Source organism: Microbispora sp. H10836 (assembly GCF_012999525.1).
GTDB lineage: Bacteria > Actinomycetota > Actinomycetes > Streptosporangiales > Streptosporangiaceae > Microbispora.
Window position 1 is genome coordinate 1 of sequence record NZ_JABBWU010000016.1, and the last position, 23,867, is coordinate 23,867.

Consider the following 23,867-nt stretch of genomic DNA (forward strand, 5'->3'; position numbering starts at 1 on the left):
CGACCTCGAGAACGGCCTGTTCTCCGGCGTCAACCAGAAGTACAACGCGGGCAACCCGTCCATCAGCCACCGCTTCCTGACCGCGATCGTCAAGGGCGAGCCCAACCACTGGGCCATCCGCGGCGGCGACGCGCAGTCGGGCGGCCTGGGCACCTTCTACAACGGCGTGCGGCCCAACGTCCCGGGCTACAACCCGATGAAGGTCCCGGGCTACAACCCGATGAAGAAGGAAGGCGCCATCATCCTCGGCATCGGCGGCGACAACAGCCACGGAGCCGCCGGCACCTTCTACGAGGGCGTCATGACCTCGGGCTACCCGTCCGACGCCACCGAGAACGCCGTGCAGGCCAACATCGTGGCCGCCGGCTACAAATAGACCGGCCCGCGGGAGCCGGGAAACCGGAACGACCGAGCCGCCCCCGGGCATGGACCGGGGGCGGCCGGAAGACAACCGCGAGAACCACCGCAGGACACCACGACAAGTGACACCCGGACCAAGCGACACCCGGATTGAGCGACGGCCGGTCATGCTCAACGGTCTCGCATCCGCGTCGCCGGCGGGCGCGAGTCCTGTCATCGATCCGGTGTGCATCGCGTCGCTCACGACGTCGTCGCGGGCACGAGGATCCCCGGCGGCCGGTCCCCCCGCTCGATCGCCTGCGCCAGCCGTACGACGTCGACGACGTCTCCGTCCGGCCCGGCGAGTTCCCGGTGGCGCAACGCGTTGACGTACGTGTAGCCCCGCATCCGCAGCGTGCGGTGCAGGACCGGGAACAGAGCGCAGACTCCGGGAGACGGATGCGCGCACAGCCGCTCCCTGTGCTCCCACCGGAGCTCCTCGGTCCGCCCGGACGCCACGATCTCGACCAGGTCGTCGAGCGCCGGGTCCGGCCGGCCGGACAGGTCGGCCGCGGCCCGCAGGACGCGATCGCAGAGCTGTTCGACGAACGCGTCCCAGACCGAGAACGGCATGTCCGCGAAGTTGACGGACCAGTGCACCGTCTGGCCCGCGATGTGGTGGCGGAGCAGCCATCGCGCGAACCGTTCCTCGACGGCGGGGTGAAGCGCCCGCACGATCGGGTCCTCCGCCGGCCGGAGCGGCTCGTACGGGGCGACCCCCAGCTCCGCGATCCGATCGAGTGTGAACCCGGTGGCGAGGCTCAGCTCGCGGTAGCGCGGCATGAGCCGGGCCGGCAGGTCGTCCTCGAACACCTTCCAGCGCCAGCCCTGATAGAGGTCCACGGCGAACAGCCCATAGCGGGGCAGGTCCGTGGCATAGCGGCCGGCGAACCAGTCGAGCGAGTGGGACAGGAGCGCACTGCGGAGAAGCGCGGTCGCGATGGTCCTGCGGTCCGACACCAGACAGCCGGCCTCGTCGGCCCGCAGCACAAGGGCAGTCACGACGGCGGCGACCTCCACCCGGACGGCGTCCTTCCTGATCGGCTTCGATTCCCAGAGCTCCAGGAGCGCGGCGAGCGACCATGTCCGGCACGCGTCCAGGAGGGCGAGCTCGAAGGCGACGACCCCGCGCAGCTCCGCCCGGTCGAAGCCCATCGCGTACGGCAGGCCGATCCACAGCTCCGTACGCCGCGGTCCCAGCCGGCGGGCGCCCGACTCGGCGATGGCGGCGAAGCACACGCGCGACGGACGTCGCACTCCCAGGGTCCCGGCCACCTCGTCGACCATCGCGTGCAGCTCGGGGTGATCCGCTCGCCGGGCGACATGCATCTGACGCACGCGCCGCGGCCAGACGAAGGGAATCACCCGCACGGCGATCATCACGATGCCGGCGACCACCATCGGCGCCTGCTCCCGGTGACCGTGAAGCCAGGCGGCGACCCCGGCGACCAGGCCCGCCAGCACCGGGAGAGCCCCGTTGCCCAGCCACCCCGGGACGCGCGCCCAGCGCCATACGCTTCGCCGGGCCGGCAGGGGTGGCCAGCAGCCGCTTCTGAACCACCCGGGAACGAAGGCCTGGGGGCGATGAGCCAGGACGAGCCAGACCGCCCGTTTCCGGGTCATGCCTCCTGGTAACACGGACGTCTCCTCCCGGGGACGGCCACCGCGCCCGGAGCATCCCTGGGGACCGGCGAGCAGCGTGGTTCGGCGACGACCGGCTCGCCGCGGAGAGCACCGCTGTGCCGGTTCAGCCACGTAGCTTAGGGCCGCCGGCCACGCCCCCATGCAGGCGGTGCGGGGCGGGGGCGGTGCGGGGCGGCGCGCGCCGAAACCCGATGGCCGGGACGAGGCCGTCTGTGGCACGGTGTGGGCGTGTCCGAGCAGATCGTGTTACCGCGCAGTGTGGACGAGGCGGTCGCCGCGGAGCGGGACGGCCGCGCCCTCCGCTACCTGTACTTCTGGGGTCACCGGCCCGCCAGGGACGGAGGCGTCGGCCCCGGCTGCCTGTCGCAGTGGTGGCCGGTCACCTTCACGGAGGACGGCCACACCTTCGCCTCCGCCGAGCACTACATGATGGCGCACAAGGCCTGGCTGTTCGGCGACGACCGGGCCGCCGGACAGATTCTCGCCGCCGGTCATCCCGGTGAGGCCAAGAAGCTCGGCCGGGCCGTACGCGGCTTCGACGAGCAGGTGTGGGACGCCCGCCGGTTCGACATCGTGGTCCGCGGCAGCATCGCCAAGTTCGGCCAGAACCCCGAGCTGTCGCGTTACCTGCTCGCGACCGGAGACCGGGTCCTGGTCGAGGCCAGCCCGTACGACCGGATCTGGGGCATCGGCCTGACCGCCGGTGACGAACGCGCCGCCTCCCCCTCGACCTGGCAGGGCCTCAACCTGCTCGGCTTCGCCCTGATGGCGGCCCGCGACGCCCTGGGGGCCGGGTCGTGAGCGGCGCCGCCGGACCACCGGCCGTACGGAGAGGAGGGCGGGGGTGATCGCCCACGACGCCCCGCCGCTGATCCGCCGCGCCGGGTCCGGCGACGCCGGACACGTCGCCGAGGTGTTCCTCGCCGCCCGGGCCGAGATGACCTACCTGCCCCGTCTCCACTCCGACGAGGAGACCCGGGCGTGGATCGCCGGCGTCATGCTGCCGTCGTCGCAGGTATGGGTGGCCGAGCTGCGCGGCCGGGTCGCCGGGTTCGCCGCGCTGTGCGGCGGCTGGCTCGACCACCTGTATCTCGCGCCCGACGCCCAGAACGGCGGCGTCGGGAGCGCGCTGCTCGGCCACGCCAAGGAGGCGCGCCCCCACGGGCTCGACCTGTACGTCTTCCAGCGCAACACGGGCGCCCGGCGGTTCTACGAGCGGCACGGTTTCACCCTCGTCGCGGAGGGCGACGGAAGCGGCAACGAGGAGAACCTGCCCGACGCCCATTACCGCTGGCGGCGCTGACGCCCTCCCGCCCGGCTAGACGAACCGCCACAGGCGGTCGTTCGCCCCGTTGTCGTCGGCGAGGACGACCTGGGCGCCCTGGGCGGTGGAGCCGCCGCTGACGCCGAGGACCCTGCCGCCGTTGGCGCACTGGATGCGGAAGTATCCGTTGGCGCCGTGCCGCAGCCGCCACCGGTGGTCGGAGGTGCCGTTGTCGGCCCACTGGACCACCCGCGACCCGGCCGCGGTGGCGGCGTTCTCCACGCCGAGCACCTTGCCGCTGTTGGAGTTGCGCAGGCGCAGGTAGCCGCCCGAGTCGACCACCGCGGTCCAGAGGTGGTCGGCGGTGCCGGTGTCACCCCACTGGATGACCAGGCCGCCGTCGGCGGTGGACATGTTCTGCACGCCCAGCACCAGCCCGCTGGCCAGGTTCTGGATGCGCCGGGCGCCGTTCGGCACGAACCGCCACTGGTTGTCCGCACCGCCGTTGTCGGAGTCCTGCACGGCCTGCGCCCCGTTCGCGGTCGAGCCGTTGAGGATGGCCAGGAGTTTGCCGCTGTTGACGTTGCGGATCTTGTGAGAGCCGTCGCCTGCGTCGGCGATCGTCCAGCGGTGGTCGGCGGTGCCGTTGTCGGTCCACTGCAGGACGCGGGCGTTGTCGGCGGTGGACATGTTCTCCACGCCGAGCACCTTGCCGCTGTTGACGTTGCGGAAGCGTACGGCGGTGCCGTCCACGATGATCTCCCAGTCGTGGTCGGCGGTGCCGTTGTCGGTCCACTGCAGCGCGAGGCCGCCGTCGGCGGTGGACATGTTCTGGACGCCCAGCACGAGGCCGCTGGCCGCGTTGACCAGCCGGTAGCTCGCCGTCCCGCCCCCGCCGCCGCTGCCGCCGGTGTTCCAGTAGACGGTGTAGTTGTGCCCGTGCGCGTCGTAGAACGGGCCCAGGTTGACCGTGGAGCCGTTGGCGGTCGCGGTGAAGGCGAGCGCGGTGGTGCCGGTCCGGGTGATGGACGCGGTGTTCAGGGCGGGCGGCGCCGACAGGGCGGTGTTCCCGTAGTTCCCGGACAGGACGACCGGGCCGTACGTGACCGCCGCGACGTTCGGGTTGTCGTTGGCGGCCTTCATGACGACGCGCATGGGCAGGCGGACCGTGACGGTGTCGCCGGAGGCCCAGGAGCGGGTGAGGACGGCGTACGTGCCGGGGGTGGTGTCCACGTCCTGCTGGGCGCCGTTGACGCTGATGGTGGCGCCGGTGGTCCAGGAGGGGATGCGGACGCGCATCGACCACGACCCGCCGGCGTCGCCCGTGACGGTGAGGGTCGTGGTGTCGCTCACCGGATAGGACGTCGTCTGGGTGACCGTGATGCCGCGCTGGGTCCAGTTCAGCACCGAGGGCGCGAACAGGTTCACCGTCAGTGTGGTGCCGTTGTAGAAGTAGATGGAGTCCGCCAGCCTCGTGTTGACCTCCACCCCGGTCCCCTGGCAGCACCAGAACGAGTTGTAGTCGGTGCTCCAGGTGCCGCCGCCCCACGCCGGGCCCACCCCGCGGCGGCCGCCCGGCTTGAGCGGCGTGAAGTAGGTGATGTGGCCGTGGCCGTCGGCCGGGTTCTGCGCGCCGATGACGTGGTTGAGCAGCGCCTGCTCGTAGAAGTCCACGTACGCCACCCGATCGGGGTTGAGCAGCCACAGCTCGCGGGTCAGGTTGAGCATGTTGACGCTGTTGCAGTGCTCGCAGGTGTCGTTGCTGAGGTAGCCCGCGATCGCGTTGGGCGCCCGGAAGTGCTCGGCCTGGCTGTTGCCCCCGATCGCGTAGGTGTGCGCGCCGACGGTGATGTTCCAGGCGTTGGCGGCGATGTCCCGGTAGCGGGTGGTGCCGGTCGCCTTGTACTCGCGGGCCGCGCCGATCCACTTGGGCACCTGGGTGTTGGCGTGCAGGCCGTTGAGCTGGTCCTGGTTCGACGCCAGCGGGTTGAACACCGCGGCGTGGTCGAACCGCTGGGCGACGGTCAGCCATCGCCCGTCACCGGTCTGCTGGTAGAGGTCGGTCAGCACCGCGTTCATGCCGCCGAACTCGGTGCCCAGCATGTTCTGCATCTGGCTGGAACTGAGCCTGCCCGTCCGCTGGTCCACCCAGCCGGCCAGCGCCAGGAGCACGTCGCGGGCCCGGTTGTCGCCGATGAGACGCCACACGTCGAGCAGGCCGGTCATGGTCTTGTGAATGCAGTAGTACGGGACGTTGCCGTTGCTCAGCGTGCGCGCCTCGAGTGCGGTGAAGTCGGACTCGGGGAAGCCCGACAGGTAACCGGCGCCGAAGCCCGCGGCCCCGTTGTTCGCCTGGCACTTGGCCAGCTCGGCGACCATGTAGGTCGCCTTGTCCCGGCACGTGGTGTCCCCGAGCATGGCATAGGCCTGGGCCCACGCGGACAGGAAGTGCCCCTGCACGTGCGTGCGGAACGGGAAGCTCGGCGCGTCCCATCCCCCATTCGCGGCGGCGCCGCCGGTGGACAGCCTGTGGTTGGCCCGGAAGTTGTACAGCAACCGGTCGACGTCGACGAACCGCAGGTACGACAGCGTCCGGTTCTGGTTGTCCATCAAGCGGCCCCCGGTCAGCCGCACCTGCCCGAGGTCGAAGGAGTACGCGGACACGCCGATGTCGGCCCGGGCCGGCGCGACCGCGGCGCCGGCCGCCGTGGCGCCGGCGACCTCCCCGACGGCGGAGGCCACGACGGCGACGCCGGCGGCCTGGAGCAGCCGGCGCCGGCTGAAGGACGAGGGGGACACGTGGCCTCCTGGACATCTCGCTTTGTTAGCGTTAACAACTTTTGTGGTGCCACCATCCGGGTCGGATGACGTCGAACGGGGACGCGGGACACCGCGCGGAACCGGCACGGCCCCGCACCGGGGCCGCGTCACGGGCGGCGGTCCCGCCGCCCACCACCGCCCCGGCGGGATGCCGCCCGGGCTCAGTGTGGAAAACCGCCACGAAACATGTCAAGACCGTATCCGGAAAGTTTCGCACCACCGTTCCCCGCGGGATTCGCCTTCCTGCGGCGATGACGCAGCGGTCGCGGTAACGTTCCGAAACCCTCGGCATGTCCCCCTGGACGTGAAACTTTCAGGACGGCCCGCCCGGCGATCCGATGGCCGTGCGCCCGTGAGGGCAGGCGGCGCCGTGTCCGGCGGAGCACACCCGCCCGAACCCTCTTGACGGGATCGGCGGCGTCGTATTTGCTCCGCCGCACACCACCAACCACCCCGGACGCGTGGCCGGAAATGTTATCGCTATCAGACCCGGACCGGTCTTCGGCGGCTAAGGAGTCAGATGCACAGGATCGTTCGATGGACGCTGGCGGCGGTGCTGGCCGCCGGGTCCCTCGTCGCGGCCGGCGGCGCGACGTCACCGGCCGCCGCGCTCGACAACGGGCTCGCCCGTACGCCCCAGATGGGGTGGAACGACTGGAACAGCTTCGGCTGCAACGTCAACGAGACGCTCGTGCGGCAGACCGCGGACGTCATGGTGTCCAGCGGCATGGCGGCGGCGGGCTACACCTACGTCAACATCGACGACTGCTGGTCCACCAAGAGCCGCAACGCGAACGGCGACCTGGTGCCCGATCCGCAGAAGTTCCCCAGTGGCATGAAGGCGCTGGCCGACTACGTCCACTCGAAGGGCCTGAAGCTCGGCATCTACTCCTCGGCCGGGACGACGACCTGTGCGGGCTACCCGGCCAGCCTGGGGTACGAGCGGCGGGACGCCGCCCTGTGGGCCTCCTGGGGGATCGACTACCTGAAGTACGACAACTGCGGCGACCACCAGGGCAAGAACGGGCAGCAGCGGTACACGGCGATGCGTGACGCGCTCGCCGCCACCGGGCGTCCGATCCTGTTCAGCCTGTGCAACTGGGGCCAGGAGAGCGTCTGGACCTGGGGGATGCAGACCGGCAACTCCTGGCGCACGACGGGCGACATCCAGGCGAACTGGAACTCGGTCATGGGCATCCTGGACCAGCAGGTGGGGCTGGAGGCGTACTCGGGGCCGGGCGGCTGGAACGACCCCGACATGCTGGAGGTGGGGGTCGGCTCGCTGACGGCGACCGAGGGGCGGGCGCACTTCAGCCTGTGGTCGCTGCTGAACGCACCGCTCGTCGCGGGCAACGACATCCGCTCGATGAGCGCCGAGACCCGCACGATCCTCACCAACACCGAGGTCATCGCCGTCAACCAGGACTGGGGCGGCAGGCAGGGCCACAAGATCAGCGACAACGGGAACCTGGAGGTGTGGCGCAAGCCGATGTCCAACGGCTCGGTCGCGGTCGTGCTGCTCAACCGGGGCACGTCGGCGGCGACGGTGTCCACCACGGCCTCCGCCCTCGGGCTCGGCAGTGCGGCCTCCTACTCCGTACGCGACCTGTGGGCGCACACGACCGGCTCCTCGTCCGGGACGATCAGCGCGCAGGTGCCCGGACACGGGGCGGCCATGTACCTCGTGAGTGGAGGGGGCCTGGTCACGCCGTCCCCCACGCCCACCCCCACCGGGACCGGCGCGATCAAGGGTGTCGGGTCGGGCCGGTGCCTCGACGTCGCGGGTGTCTCGCAGGCCAACGGCGCGCAGGCGCAGCTCTGGGACTGCAACGGCCAGGCCAACCAGCAGTGGACGCCGACCGGCTCGGGTGAGCTGCGCGTCTACGGCAACAAGTGCCTCGACGTGAACGGCGCCGGCACGGCCGACGGCACCAGCGTGATCATCTGGGACTGCAACGGCCAGAACAACCAGAAGTGGCGCCTCAACGCCGACGGCACCATCACCGCCGTCGGCGCGAACAAGTGCCTGGACGCCTACAACAACGGCACCGCCAACGGCACCAAAGTCATCATCTGGACCTGCAACGGCCAGGTTAACCAGCGCTGGACCCGCGCCTGACCACGCATACCGGCGCGTCGGCGGCCGCCCCGCGACCGCTCCCACCCGGGGGCGGTCGCCCGTTCCCGCCGGCGCGGCCGCCGTGAACCATCCCGCCCGCCCAGGGCCTGCCGTACGGCACGGCCCCGGACTATGATCGCCGGAAGACCTCGGCGGAACGGGAGGCGGCTGTGGCGGAGGTACCGGTCGGCACCGACCCCACGGTGCCCAGTTCCGCCCGGGTGTACGACTACCTGCTGGGCGGCAAGGACAACTACGAGATCGACCGGATGGTCGCCGGCAGGCTCCTGTCGCTGGCGCCCGACACGCGATCGGTCGCGAAGGCGAACCGCGCCTTCCTCGCCAGGGCGGTGAGATACATGGCCGTCGAGGGCGTCCGGCAGTTCGTCGACCTGGGCGCGGGCATCCCGACGTCGCCGAACGTGCACGAGATAGCCCGGGAGATCCACCCGTCCGCGCGGGTCGTCTACGTCGACAACGACCCGCTCGTGAAGGTGTACAACGACGCGCTGCTGACGGCCGACGCCCATGTGGCGACCATCGAGGAGGACATCCGCCGCCCCGACGCGGTGATGGACCACCCCGGCCTTCGCGGGCTGATCGACTTCGACGAGCCCGTCGGAGTGCTGTTCGTCACCGTTCTCCACTTCGTCTCCGACGAGGAGGACGCCCACGGCATCGTCGCCCGGTGGCGCGACCGCATGGCGCCCGGCAGTCATGTGGCCATCTCGAACATGGCCGCGGAGAGCGACGCCGAGGCCGTCGAGGGCCTGAGGGCCGCGACGGCGGGCACTCCCGCGGATTCGACGTTCCGCACCCGCGGCGAGCTCCTGCGGTTCTTCGACGGCTTCGAGCTGGTGGAGCCCGGCATGGTGCCGGTGCAGCGGTGGCGCCCCGCCATGGACTCCGTGCCCACCCGGATGGTGGTGGAGGGCGGCGTCGGCCGCAAACCCTGATTGCGGGCCCCCACAGCGGCGTGGCGGGGCAGGAGATCGGACGTGCCCCGTGATGCCGTTCGCCTCCCGACTGCCGCGAAGTGGCAGCACGCTGTTGGAGCCGGGCCCATCGCGCACCTCTACACTGCTGGACATCGGATGTGTGCGCCTCGCTCGCGAGGAGACGGTGGAGGTGGCTCCGTGGCGGTCACGGACGCGGCGATCGACAAGATCAAGCAGATGATCACGTCGGGCGAGCTCGCTCCGGGTGACCGGCTGCCCAAGGAGGCCGACCTGGCCGAACGGCTCGGCCTGTCCCGCAACTCCCTCCGGGAGGCCGTCCGCGCCCTCGCCCTGATCAACGTGCTCGACGTACGGCAGGGCGACGGCACCTATGTGACCAGTCTCCAGCCCCACCTGCTCCTCGAGGCGTTGTCGTTCGTCGTGGACTTCCACCGCGACGACACCGTGCTGCAGTTCCTGGAGGTGCGGCGCGTCCTGGAGCCCGCCGCCACCGCGATGGCCGCGATCAACATGCCGAACGAGGAGGTCAAGGAGCTGCGCGCGATCCTCGACGCGCTGCCGGACGACCCCAATGTGGAGGAGCTGGTCGCCAACGACCTGCGGTTCCACCAGCGCATCGCGGCGGGATCGGGCAACCCCGTGCTCTGCTCGCTGCTCGACAGCCTCTCCGGGCCGACGACACGCGCCCGGGTGTGGCGCGGCCTCACCCAGGAAGGGGTGCTCGACGACACCCGCGAGCAACACGTGATGATCTGCGACGCGATCGCGGCCCGGAGGCCGGAGGTGGCCAGGGCGTGGGCGACGGTCCACGTGGCGGGCGTCGAGGACTGGCTCCGCCGCACGCTGTGACACGTCCGGTCCGGCCGGGTGGCGCGTCGGGCGTGGCCCCGGACGGTCAGCTGCCGCCCTCGGAGAGCCGTCCGGCCTCGTCACCGCCCGAGGCCCTCGCGGTCCGCCGGCCCGATGGCGGCCGGATCCTGAAACTTCCATAGGCCGGCCCGGGGGTGTGGCTGCTCAACGCGTCCCCGCGGCGCTCCGGCGAATCGCGTTCTTGTTCCCCGCCCGGGTCTTGGCCAGCGTGATGCCCTGGCCGCGACGGGCTGCTCCCCTCGCATCCGGCGGCCCCAGAACCCCCCAGGGACTCGAGAGGAGACCCGTGCGAACGCGAACGCTCCCGATCGCCCTCACCGCGGCGATCGCCCTGTCGATCGGCGCGGCCGGACAGCCGCCCGCACTCGCGGCCGCCGAAGGCCCGGCGCTGACGGTGGACACGACCAGCGGGCGGCACCCCATCAGCCCGTACATCTACGGCATGAACTTCGCCGACGAGGCGCTGGCGAAGGAGCTGCGTCTCCCGGTGCGCCGGTGGGGCGGCAACGCGACGACCCGTTACAACTACCTGTACGACACCAGTAACCGCGCCTCCGACTGGTACTTCGAGAACATCGCCGAGGACAACCCGGACCCGTCGAAGCTGCCGGACGGCTCCACGGCCGACCGGTTCGTCGAGCAGGACCGCCGCACCGGCACCGACACCATCCTCACCGTCCCCCTGATCGGCTGGGTCCCCAAGGGCCGCGACGCCTCCTGCGGGTTCTCCGTCGCCAAGTACGGCCCGCAGCAGCGGACCGACCAGTGGCGGCCGGACTGCGGCGACGGCGTGAAGCCCGACGGCACGAAGATCACCGGCAACGACCCCCGCGACACGAGCGTCGAGGCCGGGGCCGCGTACGTGAAGGACTGGATCGGCCACCTCACCAGCAGGTACGGCACCGCCGCGACCGGCGGCGTGCGGTTCTACAACCTCGACAACGAGCCCGACATCTGGCACAGCACGCACCGGGACGTCCACCCCGAGGGCGCGAGCTCGGTCGAGCTGCGCGACAAGGCCTACCTCATCGGCGCCGCCGTCAAGGCCGCCGATCCCGGCGCGAAGACGCTCGGCCCGGTCGGCTGGGGCTGGTCCTCCTGGGACTACTCCGGCCTCGACCAGGAGACCTGCGGCCGGACCAACTGCTGGTCGAACCCCCCGGACAAGGAGGTCCGCGGCGGCCTTCCGTTCACCACCTGGTATCTGCGGCAGATGAAGAAGTACGAGGACGAGCACGGCCTGCGCGTCCTCGACTACTTCGACGAGCACTTCTACCCGCAGGCGTCCGGCGTCGCCTTCGGCTCCGGCGGCGACCCGGCCACCGACGCCCTGCGCCTGCGCTCCACCCGCGCGCTGTGGGACCCGTCGTACACGGACGAGAGCTGGATCAACACCCAGGTCAGACTCATCCCCCGGATGAAGGAACTGGTGGCCGCCGAGTATCCCGGCACCAGGACCGCCGTCACCGAGTACAACTGGGGCGCCCTCGACCACATCAACGGCGCCCTGACCCAGGCCGACATCCTCGGCATCTTCGGCCGCGAGGGCCTCGACCTCGCCACCCTGTGGGGACCGCCCACGGCCTCCCAGCCGGGAGCGTACGCCTTCCGCATGTACCTCAACTACGACGGCAAGGGCGGCCGGTTCGGCGAGACGGCGGTCGGCGCCACCAGCGCCGACCAGGGCAGGCTCGCGGTGTACGCGGCCGAGCGGGCCTCCGACAAGGCGCTCACCCTCGTGGTGGTGAACAAGACCGGCGACGACCTGACCAGCGAGGTCGCGGTGAAGGGACGCGACGGCGGGGCGACCGCCCAGGTGTATCGGTACGGCGCGGCCGACACGTCGGCCGTCAGGCGCGACGCCGACGCGCGGGTGGGGGCCGACGGTTTCACCGGCACCTTCCCCGCCAACTCGATCAGCACCGTCGTGATCCCCGAGGGCACCGGCCCGTCGCCCTCTCCTTCGCCATCAACCTCGCCCTCGCCCTCGCCCTCGCCGAGTCCTTCCCCCAGCCCCTCCCCCAGCCCGTCGCCTTCGCCTTCGCCGAGCCCCAGCCCGTCCCCGTCCGCGTCGCCCAGTTCCTCGCCGGCGCCGGCCGCCTGCACGGTGACGTACACGGTCACCAACCAGTGGCCCGGCGGCTTCCAGGCCGGGGTCCGGATCGTCAACCGGGGAGCCTCGGCCGTGATGGGCTGGCGGCTCGGCTGGACGTTCGGCAACGGGCAGATCGTGACCCAGCTGTGGGACGGCTCGTACACCCAGAGCGGGTCGAAGATCACGGTGACCAACGCCGGCTACAACGCCACGATCGCCGCGAACGGCGGCAGCGTGACCTTCGGCTTCCTCGGCCGCCGGGACGACGGCGCCAACCCCCCGCCCAAGCAGTTCACGCTCAACGGCTCGCCCTGCGCGACGAGCTGATCCGTTGTTCGGCGAGGGCCGGCACTCCCGGGGCCGGCCCTCGCCGGGAGTCAGTCCACCATCGCGCCCTTGTCCCGTCCGCACACCCTGACGTCGTCGTGGCGGCCGCAGGCGCGGACGAGGGTGAAACGACGCCAGACGGCCATCGGAGACGAGACCGCCTGACCGTCGCGGCTCACCGGGAAGGGGCCGCACCGATGCCAGGGGCCGCCACCCGGCGGCCAGACCTCGAGCCAGACCGCGTCTCCGGGATGGGTGCGCCCGGTGAGGGCCGCCCAGTAGTGCCAGTCGCCGGCCGGGCCCGCGTCGCCGCGCCAGAGCGTGACGTCCACCTCGTCGCCCCGCTTCCCGCTCGTCAGCGAGTACACCGGCTTGGCGTTCTTCACCGTGTGGGCGTCGGGCCGCATCCAGTCGCGGCAGTCGATGGGCCGGTCACCTGCCGCACCGGCGGCGGCAGCGCCGGCAGCGGCGGACGGGGACAGGACGGCCAGGAGCACGGTCGCCGCGACGATCCCCGTGGTGGTCCTGCCACTCCCGGCTCGAATCACCCTGCGCCTCCCCCAGTGTGATCTACCCGTGCGATCCACCCGTGCGACGTCCACCCGGACGAGTATCGATGACAAGACGCATCGACACAATCGCATTCAGTGACCACAGGGTCGGATCCGACCACCGCCGTTCACGGCCGCCCTCGTTCCGGGCCGCCCACCGCGGTTACCGCCGACCGCTTCGCGCCCTCGTGGTGAGTCCGGGCCTCGGACTCACCACGGTCAGCGCGCGGCGCCGGTCAGCCGGCCCGGCAGCTCACGACCGGTGCGGTGTTGCCGCCGTTCCAGGAGGCCAGGAAGCCGAAACCGGTCGAACCACCGGCCGGCAGAACGCCGTTCCAGCTCAGGTTCCGCGCGGTCACCGCCGCTCCGCTCTGGCTCACGGTGGCATTCCATGCCTGCGTGATCTGCTGGCCGCCGCCGAAACTGAAGGTGGCCGTCCATCCCGACATCGCCGCCGCGGTGTCGTTGCGCACGCTCACCTCGCCCTGGAACCCGCCGGACCACTGGGAGACCACCCGATACGTGGCGCTGCATCCGGCGGCCCCGGGGGACGGGGACACCACGGGGGCCGGGGACACGCTAGGCGACGGCGACGGGCTTGGTGACGGCAGCGGCGGGGTGATCCCGTCGAGCACCTTCGTGAGCGCCGGATACCAGCGGTCGGCCATCTTCTGGAAGCCGGCGTCGTTCGGGTGCACTCCGTCGCCGGTGTCCCTGGCCGCGTCGAAGCCCGTCCACTGGTCGACGACGACGATCGGCGACTGGGCGGTGGTCAGGCCGGCGGCCCAGGCCGGGATCGCGTTGTCGAGCGCGACCACGTCGGCGGCGCACGTGGGGCAGCTCGGCGGATTCATGGGAATGATCTGCGCCACGATGATTTTCATCTTCGGATTGGCGGCCCGCATCTGGCCGATCAGTTTGGTGTACGCGGCGAGGACCGTGGTGGTGGGGATGTAGCCGCCCCACATGTCGTTCGTGCCGAGGTGCATGAGCACGATGTCCGGCTTGGTGGCCGCCAGCCACGGCGGCAGCTGGTCGTTGTCGGCGATGCCGGTGGCCGAGAAGCCGCCGTGCCCCTCGTGGTCGCCGTCGTGCGGCACCGAGCAGCCGCCTCCGGGCTGGGTGCCCACGAAGTCGATGCCGGTGTAGCCGGTCCGCTGCAGGCGGTCCCAGAGCAGGGCCCGCCAGCAGCCGGGACCGGCGGTGATGGAGTCGCCCAGCGGCATGATCTTGACCGGGGCCGCGGCAGAGAGCGCGGGCTTGGCCGCCGTAAGCGCGAGCGCCGCGATGAGCGCGCCCAGGACGGCGTACAGGACGGATTTTCGAGGCATCGTCATGCCCTTCAAGGCTGGACGGCGGCATAGGCCGGGGACATCGAACCAGGGAGGACCCGCCACCGCTGCGGTGACGGGTCCGGGTGTGTCACCTGCGGTCGGGACAGGTGTCACGCATAGGGGTTCTGGGTGAGCAGGTGTGCCCTGTAGCCCTCACCGATGCCCGGCTCGGGGGTGCCGGCGTAGTCCTTGATGAGCACGGCGCCCGTGCTGCAGCCCCACGGGCTCCAGGTCCAGGCGAGGTACGACACGCCGTTCTTGTCCGCCCACTTCGTGAGCCTGTCCATGTAGTCGTAGCCGCAGTTGTCCGCGCCGAACTCACCGGTCACCACGGGGACCTTGGCGGCGAGCGGAGCGATCTGGCTGTCCCAGCAGGATTCGTTGGAGCAGGCGTTGAAGCTGTAGGAGTGCCACGAGGCGGCCAGGTTGCCCGTCGGGTCGTTCGGCTTGTACTGCTGCCACTGGCTCAGGTCGTTGCTCCAGGCCAGGCCGCCGACCATGACGATGTTGGTCGCCCCCGTCGCCCGGACGGCGTCGACCAGGCGCTGCATCCCCGCCACCTCGTAGGAGAAGCCGGGGCAGTTACCGCCGTCACGCAGGCACTTCCAGCCCGAGGTGGTGTCACCGGTGCCGTACTCCGGCCACGGCTCGTTGAACAGGTCGAAGATCACCGCGTTGTCGCCCTTGAACGCCTTCGCGACACCGGTCCAGAACTCCGGCGCGTATTTGGCGTCGGGCATCGGCTTCTGACAGGTCGCCGCGGTGTCCGTGCACGCCCAGGAGACGCCGGTGAACTGGCCCCAGTTCCAGTGCAGATCGAGGATCGGCGTGATTCCGTTGGCGACCAGCAACTGCACGTAGTTCTTGACGTCCTGCTGGTAGGCGGCGCCGCTCGGCGAGCCGTTGGTGCCGAGCCAGCACTCCTCGTTCAGCGGAAGCCGGACGGCGTGGATGTTCCACTTCTTCATCGCGTCCACGGAGCCCTGGTCGACCGGGCCGTGGTCCCACGTCCCCTTGCCCTGGACGCAGGCGTACTCGCCGCTCGAGCGGGAGACGCCCAGCAACCGGTACGGCTTGCCGTCCGCAGTGACGATCTTGTTGCCGGAGACGTGCAGCTGCGGCGCGGGTCCCCCCGGATCAGGGCTCGGACTCGTGCTGGGGCTGGCGCTCGGACTGGGACTCGGACTGGCGCTCGGACTGGCGCTCGGACTGGCGCTCGGACTGGCGCTCGGACTGGCGCTCGGACTGGCGCTCGGACTGGGACTGGGACTGGCGCCGCCGCAGGCGACGCCGTTGATCTTGAAGGTGGTAGGCACCGGGTTGCCGCCGCTCCACTTGCCGATGAAGCCGACCGACACCGAGCCGTTCGAGGCGACGGCGCCGTTCCAGCTGAGGTTCTTGGCGGTGACGTGCGAGCCGGACTGCGACCAGTCGGCGCTCCAGCCGTTGTTCACGCCCTGGCCGGCGTTGGGGAAGTCGAACTCGAGGGTCCAGCCGGACCAGGAATCCCCCAGATTGGTGATCGACACGTCACCCTGGAATCCGCCCTGCCACTCGCTCACGACCTTGTACTTCACCGAGCAGCCCGCGCCGGCGGCGGATGCCGGGCCGGTCATGACCGCCGCACCGGCGGCGGCGACGAGGCCGACCGCGGTTGCTGTCGCCCAGGCGACACGAAGTTTCATTGATTTCCTCTCCTGCCCCGGCGATTCTGATAAACAGTGCGAGATTCTTAAGTAGGCGACTTAAGTAAGTCAACGAAGGGTGAAACTTTCAGTCAGGCCCTGCCCCGGCCCGTCCGGCGTGCGTGGCCTGTTCCGGCGTCGCCACAGGGGCGCAGCCAGGGCTTGTAGGCTCACAGTGGCCGAAATGATCGAGGTCGAGACGGGACGTTAGTGAGCGCAGGAGTGAAGGCGAAGCCGCACGCGAGCAGCAAGGCCGCCGTCCTGGACGCCATCAGGGCCGCGGGCACGATCAGCCGCGTCGGTTTGGCCGCCGCCACCGGTTTCACCGGCCCCACCATCTCCGCACTGGTCCGCAGGCTGATCGAGGAAGGCCTGGTGGTCGAGACCGGCCGCGCCGAGTCGACCGGCGGGAAGCGGCGGGTTCTGCTCCAGCTCAACCACACCTCCCGCTACGCGGTTGGTGTGCACCTCGACCACGCCGGCGTGACACATGTCCTGACCGACCTCTCCGGGACCGTGGTGGCCCGCATCACCAGGCGCGGCGCGGGCGCGGACGAGCCCCGGACGGTCGTGTCGAGAACGGCGGCGGAGATCTCCGGTCTGATCGAGAGCATCGGCGTGGAGCGCGAGCGTGTCCTGGGCGTCGGCCTGGTCTCCCCCGGCCCCCTCGGCCCCACGCGGGGCATCGGCCTCGCCCCTCCGACCATGCGGCACTGGCAGGGGTTCCCCCTGGGCCAGGCGCTCGAACACGCGACAGGACTGCCGGTGGTGCTCGACAACGACGCCACCGCCGCCGCCCTGGGCGAGCACTGGTCCGGCGGCCTGGGCACCACCACGTCGTCGGCGGTCGTCTATCTGGGCACCGGGATCGGCGCCGGCCTGGTCATCAACGGCATCACCTACCGCGGCCCCAGCGGCAACGCGGGCGAGTTCGGGCACGTCTGCGTCGACATCGACGGCCCCGAGTGCTGGTGCGGGGCCCGCGGCTGTGTGGAGGCGATGGCCGGCGCCGCGGCGGTCGTGCAGGCCGTGCGGGCCGATCCCGCCCTGACCAGGGCCGTCGGCCTGGGGACCCGCGGGATACGGGCCTCGACCGCCGCCGACTTCGCCGCCGTCAGCCGGGCCGCCCGCAGGGGGGAGCCGGGGGCGCTGGCGCTACTGGAGAGGTCGGCCCGCTACATCGCGGCGGCCGCCCGGACCCTGGCCAACATCATGGATCTCGAAGTCCTCGTGCTGACAGGGCCGGGCTTCGCCATCGCCGGCTCGGTCTACCTCCCCGTCGTCCAGCGGGAACTCCATCGAACGGCCTTCTCCCGCGACGCGCACGTCGTGGACGTCCGGCTGTCGCGCTCGGCCGCCACCGCCTCCGCCGTCGGCGCCGCCGCACTCGTGCTCGAGTCGGAACTGGTGCCCCTCAGCCAGGGCACGCGCCTTTCCGAGAGACCCGGCGCCGAGCCCGCCGCTGTCTCGTGACCCTGCCACCCTGCCGCGGCCCGTCCTCCGCGGCCGTTCTCGACGTGATCCGCCGCAGCCGGACGCGCCCCTTACTTCGGTAGGCTGGTCAACCGGGCTGAGACCCACCAGGTTGCCGTTGCCTCCCGAGGAGAAGACAGGGCGGATGATCCGCGAAACGTCGCACGGCGTACGGCGCACCCAGGCGGCGGGTGACCCCGGACAGGACGACGCCGCGGGCCGCGATGCGCGGGTGACGCGGTGAGCGCGGCCACAGCCGTGGGCCTGGTGCTGGCGCGGCCGCCCCGGCTGCTGGGCGCGGAACCGTTCTTCCTGGAGTTCATCGCGGGCATCGAGGAGCATCTGGCCGAGCACGGTCAGTCCGTGCTGCTGCACGTCGTCACCACCCATGACGCCGAGATCGCCGCGTACCGCCGCTGGGCGGCCAACCGGAGCGTCGACGCGGTCGTCCTCGTGAACCGGACGGTGGACGACGGCAGACCCGCCGTCCTGCGCGCGCTCGGGCTGCCGACCGTGGTCGCGGGCGAGCCGGAGGGCGACGCCCCCGCCGTCCGCACCGACGACGCCGGCGCCGTGCGGGACGCCGTCGCCCACCTGAGCAGGCTCGGGCACCGCCGGATCGCACGCGTCAGCGGCCCGGACGCTCTGATCCACACGCGCATCCGCACCGAGGCCCTCGTGGACAGCATGCGCTCGGCGGGCGTGGAGCCCATCGTGGTGGAGGGGGACTACTCGGAGGAGTCCGGGGCGAAGCTCACGGCGATGCTGCTCGAACGGCCCGACCCGCCGACGGCGATCATCTACGACAACGACCTGATGGCGGTCGCGAGCATCGCCACCGCCAGGGAGCTCGGCTACGACGTTCCCCGCGACCTCAGCCTGATCGCCTGGGACGACTCCAGCCTGTGCAGGCTCGCGTCCCCTCCGCTCACCACGATGAGTCTCGACGTCCACCTGTTCGGGCAATTGGTCGCCGAATCCCTGCTGGAACTCATGGCGGGCGAGCCGGTCGCCGAGCGCCGCTGCCCCACCGCCACCCTCGTCCACCGGGGAACCACCGCGCCCGCGAGCACCCCGTAGGTGTGGGCGATCGCCCCAAAGTTCGAGGACATCAGAGTTCGAGGACGAGCCGGGGAGATCGCGCCCGCGACACGCAGACGAACATGACGTCCCCGGCCGCGCGCTCCTCCTCGGTGAGCAGGTGGTCGCGGTGGTCGGGGACGCCGTCGAGCACCGCGGTCTCGCAGGTGCCGCAGGTGCCCTCGCGGCAGGAGGACAGCACCGCGACCCCGGCCTCCTCCACCACCTCCAGGATCGAGCGGTCCTCCGGCACGGTCAGCGTCGTGCCGGTCAGGGCCAGCTCCACCTCGAACGCGGCCGAAGGCCCGGCGTCGTCCGTGGCCGCGGGCGCGAAGCGCTCGACCCGCAGCGCGCCCTCCGGCCAGGAGGCGCACCGCTCCTTCACCGCCGCGAGCAGCGGCTCGGGCCCGCAGCAGTAGACGAGGGTGTCCGCACGCGGGACGCCGAGCAGCGCGTCGAGGTCGAGCAGGCCGGTCTCGTCCTGCGGGCACAGCTCCACCCGGCCGGGATGGTCCCGCGCGAGCCGGTCGGCGAACGCCATCGAGGCCCGGGTGCGCCCGCCGTACACCAGCCGCCAGTCGGCCCCGCGCCGCGCCGCCTCCTCGACCATGGGCAGGATCGGGGTGACGCCGATGCCGCCGGCGACGAACAGGTAGCGGGGGGAGGCGGCGAGGCCGAAGCGGTTGCGGGGACCACGCACCCGGATCGTGTCGCCCTCCGCGACCCGGTCGTGCACGTACGCGGAGCCGCCCCGCCCGGCGGGCTCCCGGAGCACCGCCACCTCGAAGACCGAGGGGTCGCCGGGGTCGCCGCACAGCGAGTACTGCCTGGCCAGTCCGGGGGCGAGCAGCAGGTCGACGTGGGCGCCCGGTGTCCAGGGCGGCAGCGGGCCGCCGTCGGGACGGACGAGACGCAGGAGGACGACGCCCTCGGCGGCGGGCGTCCTGGCCGCCACCTTCAGGTCGAGCTCCGGTTCCGTGACGGGCATGGTCGTCGAGGCCCCCTCGTGTCTCAGACGAGCGCGGCGGCCGGGGCCGGCGCGTCCTGCGCCGCGGCGCGGCCGGGCCGGTGGCCCTCGGGATGGCCGAGCAGCCAGTCCCACAGGGCCACCGGATCCTCGAACTCCCGCTCCGCCCCGCAGAAGCAGGAGGCGTGCAGCCGGTCCGTCCCCGGCAGCCAGCGGATGCGGTAGACGGTGCGGCCGGCCCGCGCCCCGGCGTCGTCCGCGTTCATCGGGCGGCGGCCTCCGGTCGTACGGCCCCGGCTTGGGCCATCTTCGCGAGCAGGCGGCGGGCGGCCAGGCCGCCGGTGTCGATGTTCACCGACAGCTCCTGGTATCGGTCCGGCTCCCGGGCGAGGACCTGCTCCAGCGTGTTGAGCGCGGCCACGTCCTGCAGCACGACGGTGCGGTTGCTGTCCCGCAGGAAGTCGGAGACCTTCTCGTCGTCGAGCGCGAAGTCGCGCGCCACCGCCCAGAAGTCGTAGGTGGTGTTCTCTGTCGACGGAGTGATCGCGTACACGACCTCGACGTGGAAGGCGTGCGGGTCCGTGCCGTCGGCGGCGGGCGGGGGCGACCCGACCGGGGCGACCCGGCTGTGCAGCAGGTACAGGCACGGCGGGTGATACTCGATGTCCTGCCAGCGGGTGATGCGGCCCTTGATGCCGGTCGACTCGGCGTAGAACGGCGGGCAGGCCGCGTCGTCCATGTGGCGGCTGACGTAGACGACCCCCGCGTCCTCGTCGACCTCGGTGGTGATCGGGGTCTCGGCCACCTCGGGAGTGCCGATGTACCCGCCGTGCAGGTACGTCTCGTGGGACAGGTCGAGGAGGTTGTCCACGAGCAGGCCGTACCGCGCGTTCAGCGGCTCCATCCCGCACACCGTGGCGTAGTCGGGCGAGACCAGCCAGGGAGCGCGCGGCGGCAGCGTGCCGCCCGGCTCGCGGTCGCCGATCCACACCCAGACGAACGAGTCCTGCTCCACCACGGGGTAGGTGCGCAGCCGCGCGGTGCGCGGGATCCGCTGCTGCGCGGGCACGGCGACGCAGACGCCGTCCGGGCCGTAGGTGAAGCCGTGGTAGCCGCACACGACGCGGTCGCCCACCAGGTGGCTGGGCGATTCCGACAGGGGGAACCGGCGGTGCACGCAGCGGTCGGCCAGCGCCACCGCCCGCCCGTCCTCGGTGCGGTAGAGCAGGATCGGCTCGTTCAGGACGGTGCGGGCGAGCTGACGCCGGCCCACCTCGTGGCCGTAGGCGGCCACGTACCACTGGTTGCGCGCGAATTCGGTGACGATCACAGCTCACTCCTCGGGGGCGGCGGGCAGGGGCCGCCGGCGCAGGTCGGGTTTGCGGATCTTGCCGGAGCCGGTCTTCGGCAGCGCGCCGACGACGTCGACGTAGACCGGGATCTTGTACTTCGCGAGCCGGGGGCGGAGGAAGTCCCGCAGCTCGCCGGGGGTGACGGCGGCGCCGGGGCGCGGCACGACGAAGGCGCGGCCGACCTCGCCCCACCGCTCGTCCGGCACCCCGACCACGGCGGCCTCCGCCACGGCGGGGTGCTCGAAGAGCACGCTCTCGACCTCCGCCGGATAGACGTTCTCGCCGCCGGAGATGTACATGTCCTTCACCCGGTCGACGATGTGGAGGTGGCCCTCGTCGTCCAGGGTGGCGAGGTCGCCGGAGCGGAACCAGCCGTCCTCGGTGAGCGCGGCGGCGGTCGCCTCCGGGTTCCGCCAGTAGCCGGGAGTCACGTTCGGCCCCCGGACGAGCACCTCGCCCGGCTCGCCGGGCGCGACGGGGGTGAGGTCGGGCCGGACCACGCGCACGTCGGCGAAGAAGACCGGCACCCCGGCCGAGCCCACCTTGCGCACGCTCTCGCCCGCCTCCAGGAAGGTCGCGCCAGGCGCGGTCTCGGTCATCCCGTAGCCCTGGCAGAAGACCAGGCCCCGCTCCTGGTAGGCGCGGATCAACGCGACCGGGATCGCCGCTCCCCCGGACATGAGGGTGCGCAGCGAGGACAGGTCGGCGTGCGGCCAGCGCGGCGACCGCGCGAACGCGGCGAACATCGCGGTGACCCCGAACATCCAGGTGACCCGGTGCTTCTCGATGAGGTCGTAACACCGGTCGACGTCCCAGAACGGCATGACCACCGAGGTGCCGCCCTTGAGGAAGGTCGGCAGCAGCGTCTGGTTCAGGGCCGCCACGTGGAACAGCGGCGCGCTGATCAGCGTGACCTCGGTGCCCGCCACGTCCACGCCGATCAGCATGTGGAAGCAGTTCCACGCGAGGTTGGCGTGGGTCAGCATGGCGCCCTTGGGCCGTCCGGTGGTGCCGGAGGTGTAGAGGATGAGGGCGACGTCGTCGAGCGTGACCGCGGTGTCGACCGGCGTGGGGTCGCCCTGCGACAGCCAGGTCTCGTAGTGCCGCTCCCCCTCCGCGGGCGACTCCAGCGCCACGACCGTGTGCGGGACCGGCGGGCCGGGGATCTCGCGGACCACGGCCGCGCATTCCGGTGCGTAGACGAGGACCGACGCGCCCGAGTCCGCCAGCATGTACGCGATCTCGGGCGCGGCCAGCCGGAAGTTCAGCGGTACGAAGATCGCGCCGAGCGCGTGGGCGGCGAACATGGTCTCGGCGAAGGCGACGTGGTTGGGACCGAGATAGGCGACCCGGTCCCCCGCCCGCACCCCCGCCTCGCGCAGCCGCGACGCGAGTCTCGTCGTCCGCTCGTGGACCTCCGCGTAGCTGAACGACCGGTCCTCGAACACGAACGCGGTGCGGCCCGGGCTCATCTGGGCCCGGCGCGCCGGCCAGCCTCCCAGTCCTGCGTTGCGCATCGGCGGCACCCCTCGTCAGGCGGAGGACGGTTTCGCCGTGTCGGCGACCTGGCCCGACGGCGCCACCGGGGCGACCGAGGTCAGGTCGTGGCGGCTGGTCTCGCGCAGCGCCAGGACACAGGCCACGGTCAGCAGGCAGCACGCGGCGATGATCACCGAGATCGTCGTGGTCCCGCCGCCGGTCGACGCGTCGAGCTGGGCGAACAGCAGCGGCGCCAGGCCGGCGCCGAGCCCGGCGATCTGGTAGCCGAGCGAGGCGCCCGTGTAACGGCTCCCAGTGGTGAACAGCTCGGTGTACAACGCCGCGAGCGGGCCGTACATCAGCGGGTGGACGACCGCCTGGCCCAACACTAGCGCGAGGGCGAGCACGGCCGTGCTGCCGGAGTCCACCATCGGGAAGAGCGCGAAGCCGAACACCGCCATGAGCACCGCGCCCGCCAGCACGACCGGGCGGCGCCCGACCCGGTCGGACAGCGCCGACCAGCCGACGATGCCCAGGACGGCCAGTGCGGACGAGAGCGTGAGCGCGTTGAGCACCGCCTGCCGGGCGAAGCCGGCGCGCACGCCGTACGCGATGAGATAGGTGGTGAGGGTGCCCTGGGCCACGAAGGCCGACAGTCCGACGCCGACCCCGAGCAGGAGGGTCTTCGGATGGTTGCGGAACACCTCCAGCAGCGGCATCCGGGGCGCCCGCTCCCTGGCCGCCTCGAACACCGGGGTCTCCTCGACCCGCAGCCGGACGAACAGGCCGACCGCCAGCAGCACGACGCTGATCAGGAACGGCACGCGCCAGCCCCAGCTCAGGAACGCCTGCTCGTCCATGACGGCGGCCGTGCCGGTGAGCGCCGCCGTGGACAGCACCATGCCGAAGGGGGCCCCGGCGTTGGTGAAGCTCGCCCACAGGCCGCGCCTGCTGGTCGCGTGCTCGGCGGACATGAGCACCGCGCCGCCCCACTCGCCGCCGACGGCCACGCCCTGCAGGATCCGCAGCGCGACCAGCGCGATGGGCGCGAGGCTGCCGATCTGCGCGTAGGTGGGAAGCAGGCCGATGAGGAAGCTGGCGACAGCCATCAGGGTCATGGTCAGCACGAGCATGCGCTTGCGCCCCAGCCGGTCGCCGTAGTGACCGAAGATCACGCCACCGAGCGGCCTGGCCAGGTAGCCCGTGGCGAACGTGCCGAAGCTGGCGACCGTCGCCGCGAGCGAGTCGAGGGAGGAGAAGAAGACCTTGTTGAAGACGACGGCGGAGGCCGTGGCGTAGAGCAGGAAGTCGTAATACTCGATGACGCTGCCCAGGAAGCTGGAGGTCACCGCGCGCCGGAGCTGTGTCCGGTTGGGGGGTGCGACTGACAGGTTCGGCATGACCGAGCTCCTCGTCCGGGAGCGAGCCGAGACGCTCGCCTTCTCGTCC

At 71.6% G+C, this 23,867-nt stretch carries 20 protein-coding genes and 1 pseudogene; 10 read left to right on the forward strand and 11 right to left on the reverse strand.

The window, feature by feature from the left end:
* Positions 1-376: arabinofuranosidase catalytic domain-containing protein (locus HHX30_RS26795; protein WP_211592572.1), on the forward strand; the 376-nt coding region annotated here is incomplete at its 5' end.
* A 224-nt stretch (positions 377-600) separates the two neighbouring features.
* Here HHX30_RS26795 and HHX30_RS26800 read toward each other — a convergent pair.
* Complete coding sequence (locus HHX30_RS26800) at positions 601-2,022, reverse strand: hypothetical protein (protein WP_169984848.1); 1,422 nt, start codon at positions 2,020-2,022, stop codon at positions 601-603.
* Between the two features lie 243 nt (positions 2,023-2,265).
* Between HHX30_RS26800 and HHX30_RS26805 the strand changes: the two genes are divergently transcribed.
* Positions 2,266-2,844 carry an NADAR family protein gene (locus HHX30_RS26805; protein WP_169984850.1) on the forward strand — a complete coding sequence of 193 codons (579 nt, stop codon included), beginning with the start codon at positions 2,266-2,268 and terminating at the stop codon, positions 2,842-2,844.
* Positions 2,845-2,887: 43 nt separating this feature from the next.
* Complete coding sequence (locus HHX30_RS26810; protein WP_211592573.1) at positions 2,888-3,346, forward strand: GNAT family N-acetyltransferase; 459 nt, start codon at positions 2,888-2,890, stop codon at positions 3,344-3,346.
* A gap of 15 nt (positions 3,347-3,361) precedes the next feature.
* Here HHX30_RS26810 and HHX30_RS26815 read toward each other — a convergent pair whose 3' ends face one another.
* Positions 3,362-6,106: a beta-L-arabinofuranosidase domain-containing protein gene (locus HHX30_RS26815; RefSeq protein ID WP_169984852.1), complete on the reverse strand. Its 2,745-nt coding sequence runs from the start codon at positions 6,104-6,106 to the stop codon at positions 3,362-3,364.
* 541 nt (positions 6,107-6,647) lie between these two features.
* Between HHX30_RS26815 and HHX30_RS26820 the strand changes: the two genes are divergently transcribed.
* The 4 genes and pseudogenes from HHX30_RS26820 to HHX30_RS43815 form a co-directional block, all read left to right on the forward strand.
* Entirely contained in the window at positions 6,648-8,246 is a 1,599-nt protein-coding gene (locus HHX30_RS26820) for a lectin (protein WP_169984854.1), read from the forward strand.
* A gap of 170 nt (positions 8,247-8,416) precedes the next feature.
* Positions 8,417-9,202 (forward strand): SAM-dependent methyltransferase, encoded by a 786-nt coding sequence (locus HHX30_RS26825; RefSeq protein WP_169984856.1) that lies wholly within the window; start codon positions 8,417-8,419, stop codon positions 9,200-9,202.
* A gap of 180 nt (positions 9,203-9,382) precedes the next feature.
* On the forward strand, positions 9,383-10,054 hold the full coding sequence (locus tag HHX30_RS26830) for a FadR/GntR family transcriptional regulator (protein ID WP_169984858.1): 672 nt from the start codon (positions 9,383-9,385) through the stop codon (positions 10,052-10,054).
* 463 nt (positions 10,055-10,517) lie between these two features.
* Positions 10,518-11,348: pseudogene (locus tag HHX30_RS43815) on the forward strand (glycoside hydrolase family 44 protein); the annotation flags it as partial.
* A 350-nt stretch (positions 11,349-11,698) separates the two neighbouring features.
* Here HHX30_RS43815 and HHX30_RS43820 read toward each other — a convergent pair.
* Positions 11,699-12,199 (reverse strand): hypothetical protein, encoded by a 501-nt coding sequence (locus HHX30_RS43820; protein WP_396705513.1) that lies wholly within the window; start codon positions 12,197-12,199, stop codon positions 11,699-11,701.
* Here HHX30_RS43820 and HHX30_RS43825 point away from each other — a divergent pair.
* Positions 12,183-12,497, forward strand: a complete 315-nt coding sequence (locus HHX30_RS43825) for a cellulose binding domain-containing protein (protein WP_396705516.1) — start codon at positions 12,183-12,185, stop codon at positions 12,495-12,497. The two genes, HHX30_RS43820 and HHX30_RS43825, sit on opposite strands and share 17 nt — an antisense overlap.
* Before the next feature lie 50 nt (positions 12,498-12,547).
* Here the strand turns inward: HHX30_RS43825 and HHX30_RS26840 are convergent, their stop codons facing one another.
* The 3 genes from HHX30_RS26840 to HHX30_RS26850 form a co-directional block, all read right to left on the reverse strand.
* A complete protein-coding gene (locus HHX30_RS26840; protein WP_169984862.1) occupies positions 12,548-13,045 on the reverse strand; it encodes a hypothetical protein in 498 nt (165 codons plus the stop codon).
* Between the two features lie 239 nt (positions 13,046-13,284).
* Complete coding sequence (locus HHX30_RS26845; protein ID WP_249350481.1) at positions 13,285-14,379, reverse strand: cellulose binding domain-containing protein; 1,095 nt, start codon at positions 14,377-14,379, stop codon at positions 13,285-13,287.
* A gap of 113 nt (positions 14,380-14,492) precedes the next feature.
* Positions 14,493-16,067, reverse strand: a complete 1,575-nt coding sequence (locus tag HHX30_RS26850) for a cellulase family glycosylhydrolase (RefSeq protein WP_169984866.1) — start codon at positions 16,065-16,067, stop codon at positions 14,493-14,495.
* A gap of 222 nt (positions 16,068-16,289) precedes the next feature.
* Here HHX30_RS26850 and HHX30_RS26855 point away from each other — a divergent pair, with 222 nt between their 5' ends.
* A complete protein-coding gene (locus tag HHX30_RS26855; RefSeq protein WP_311922874.1) occupies positions 16,290-17,540 on the forward strand; it encodes an ROK family transcriptional regulator in 1,251 nt (416 codons plus the stop codon).
* 240 nt (positions 17,541-17,780) lie between these two features.
* Entirely contained in the window at positions 17,781-18,620 is an 840-nt protein-coding gene (locus tag HHX30_RS26860; protein WP_169984870.1) for a LacI family DNA-binding transcriptional regulator, read from the forward strand.
* A 31-nt stretch (positions 18,621-18,651) separates the two neighbouring features.
* Here the strand turns inward: HHX30_RS26860 and HHX30_RS26865 are convergent, their stop codons facing one another.
* The 5 genes from HHX30_RS26865 to HHX30_RS26885 are packed head-to-tail and all read right to left on the reverse strand — an operon-like array spanning position 18,652 to position 23,818.
* On the reverse strand, positions 18,652-19,608 hold the full coding sequence (locus tag HHX30_RS26865; protein ID WP_169984872.1) for a PDR/VanB family oxidoreductase: 957 nt from the start codon (positions 19,606-19,608) through the stop codon (positions 18,652-18,654).
* A gap of 23 nt (positions 19,609-19,631) precedes the next feature.
* A complete protein-coding gene (locus HHX30_RS26870; protein ID WP_169984874.1) occupies positions 19,632-19,853 on the reverse strand; it encodes a hypothetical protein in 222 nt (73 codons plus the stop codon).
* Entirely contained in the window at positions 19,850-20,917 is a 1,068-nt protein-coding gene (locus tag HHX30_RS43420) for an aromatic ring-hydroxylating dioxygenase subunit alpha (RefSeq protein ID WP_211592576.1), read from the reverse strand. The genes HHX30_RS26870 and HHX30_RS43420 overlap by 4 nt, the downstream gene beginning before the upstream one ends.
* A gap of 3 nt (positions 20,918-20,920) precedes the next feature.
* Positions 20,921-22,456 carry a long-chain fatty acid--CoA ligase gene (locus HHX30_RS26880; RefSeq protein WP_169984876.1) on the reverse strand — a complete coding sequence of 512 codons (1,536 nt, stop codon included), beginning with the start codon at positions 22,454-22,456 and terminating at the stop codon, positions 20,921-20,923.
* Between the two features lie 15 nt (positions 22,457-22,471).
* The gene (locus HHX30_RS26885) at positions 22,472-23,818 is read right to left on the reverse strand and encodes an MFS transporter (RefSeq protein ID WP_169984877.1); all 1,347 of its coding nucleotides are present in this window, start codon (positions 23,816-23,818) and stop codon (positions 22,472-22,474) included.
* Positions 23,819-23,867 lie beyond the last annotated feature (49 nt).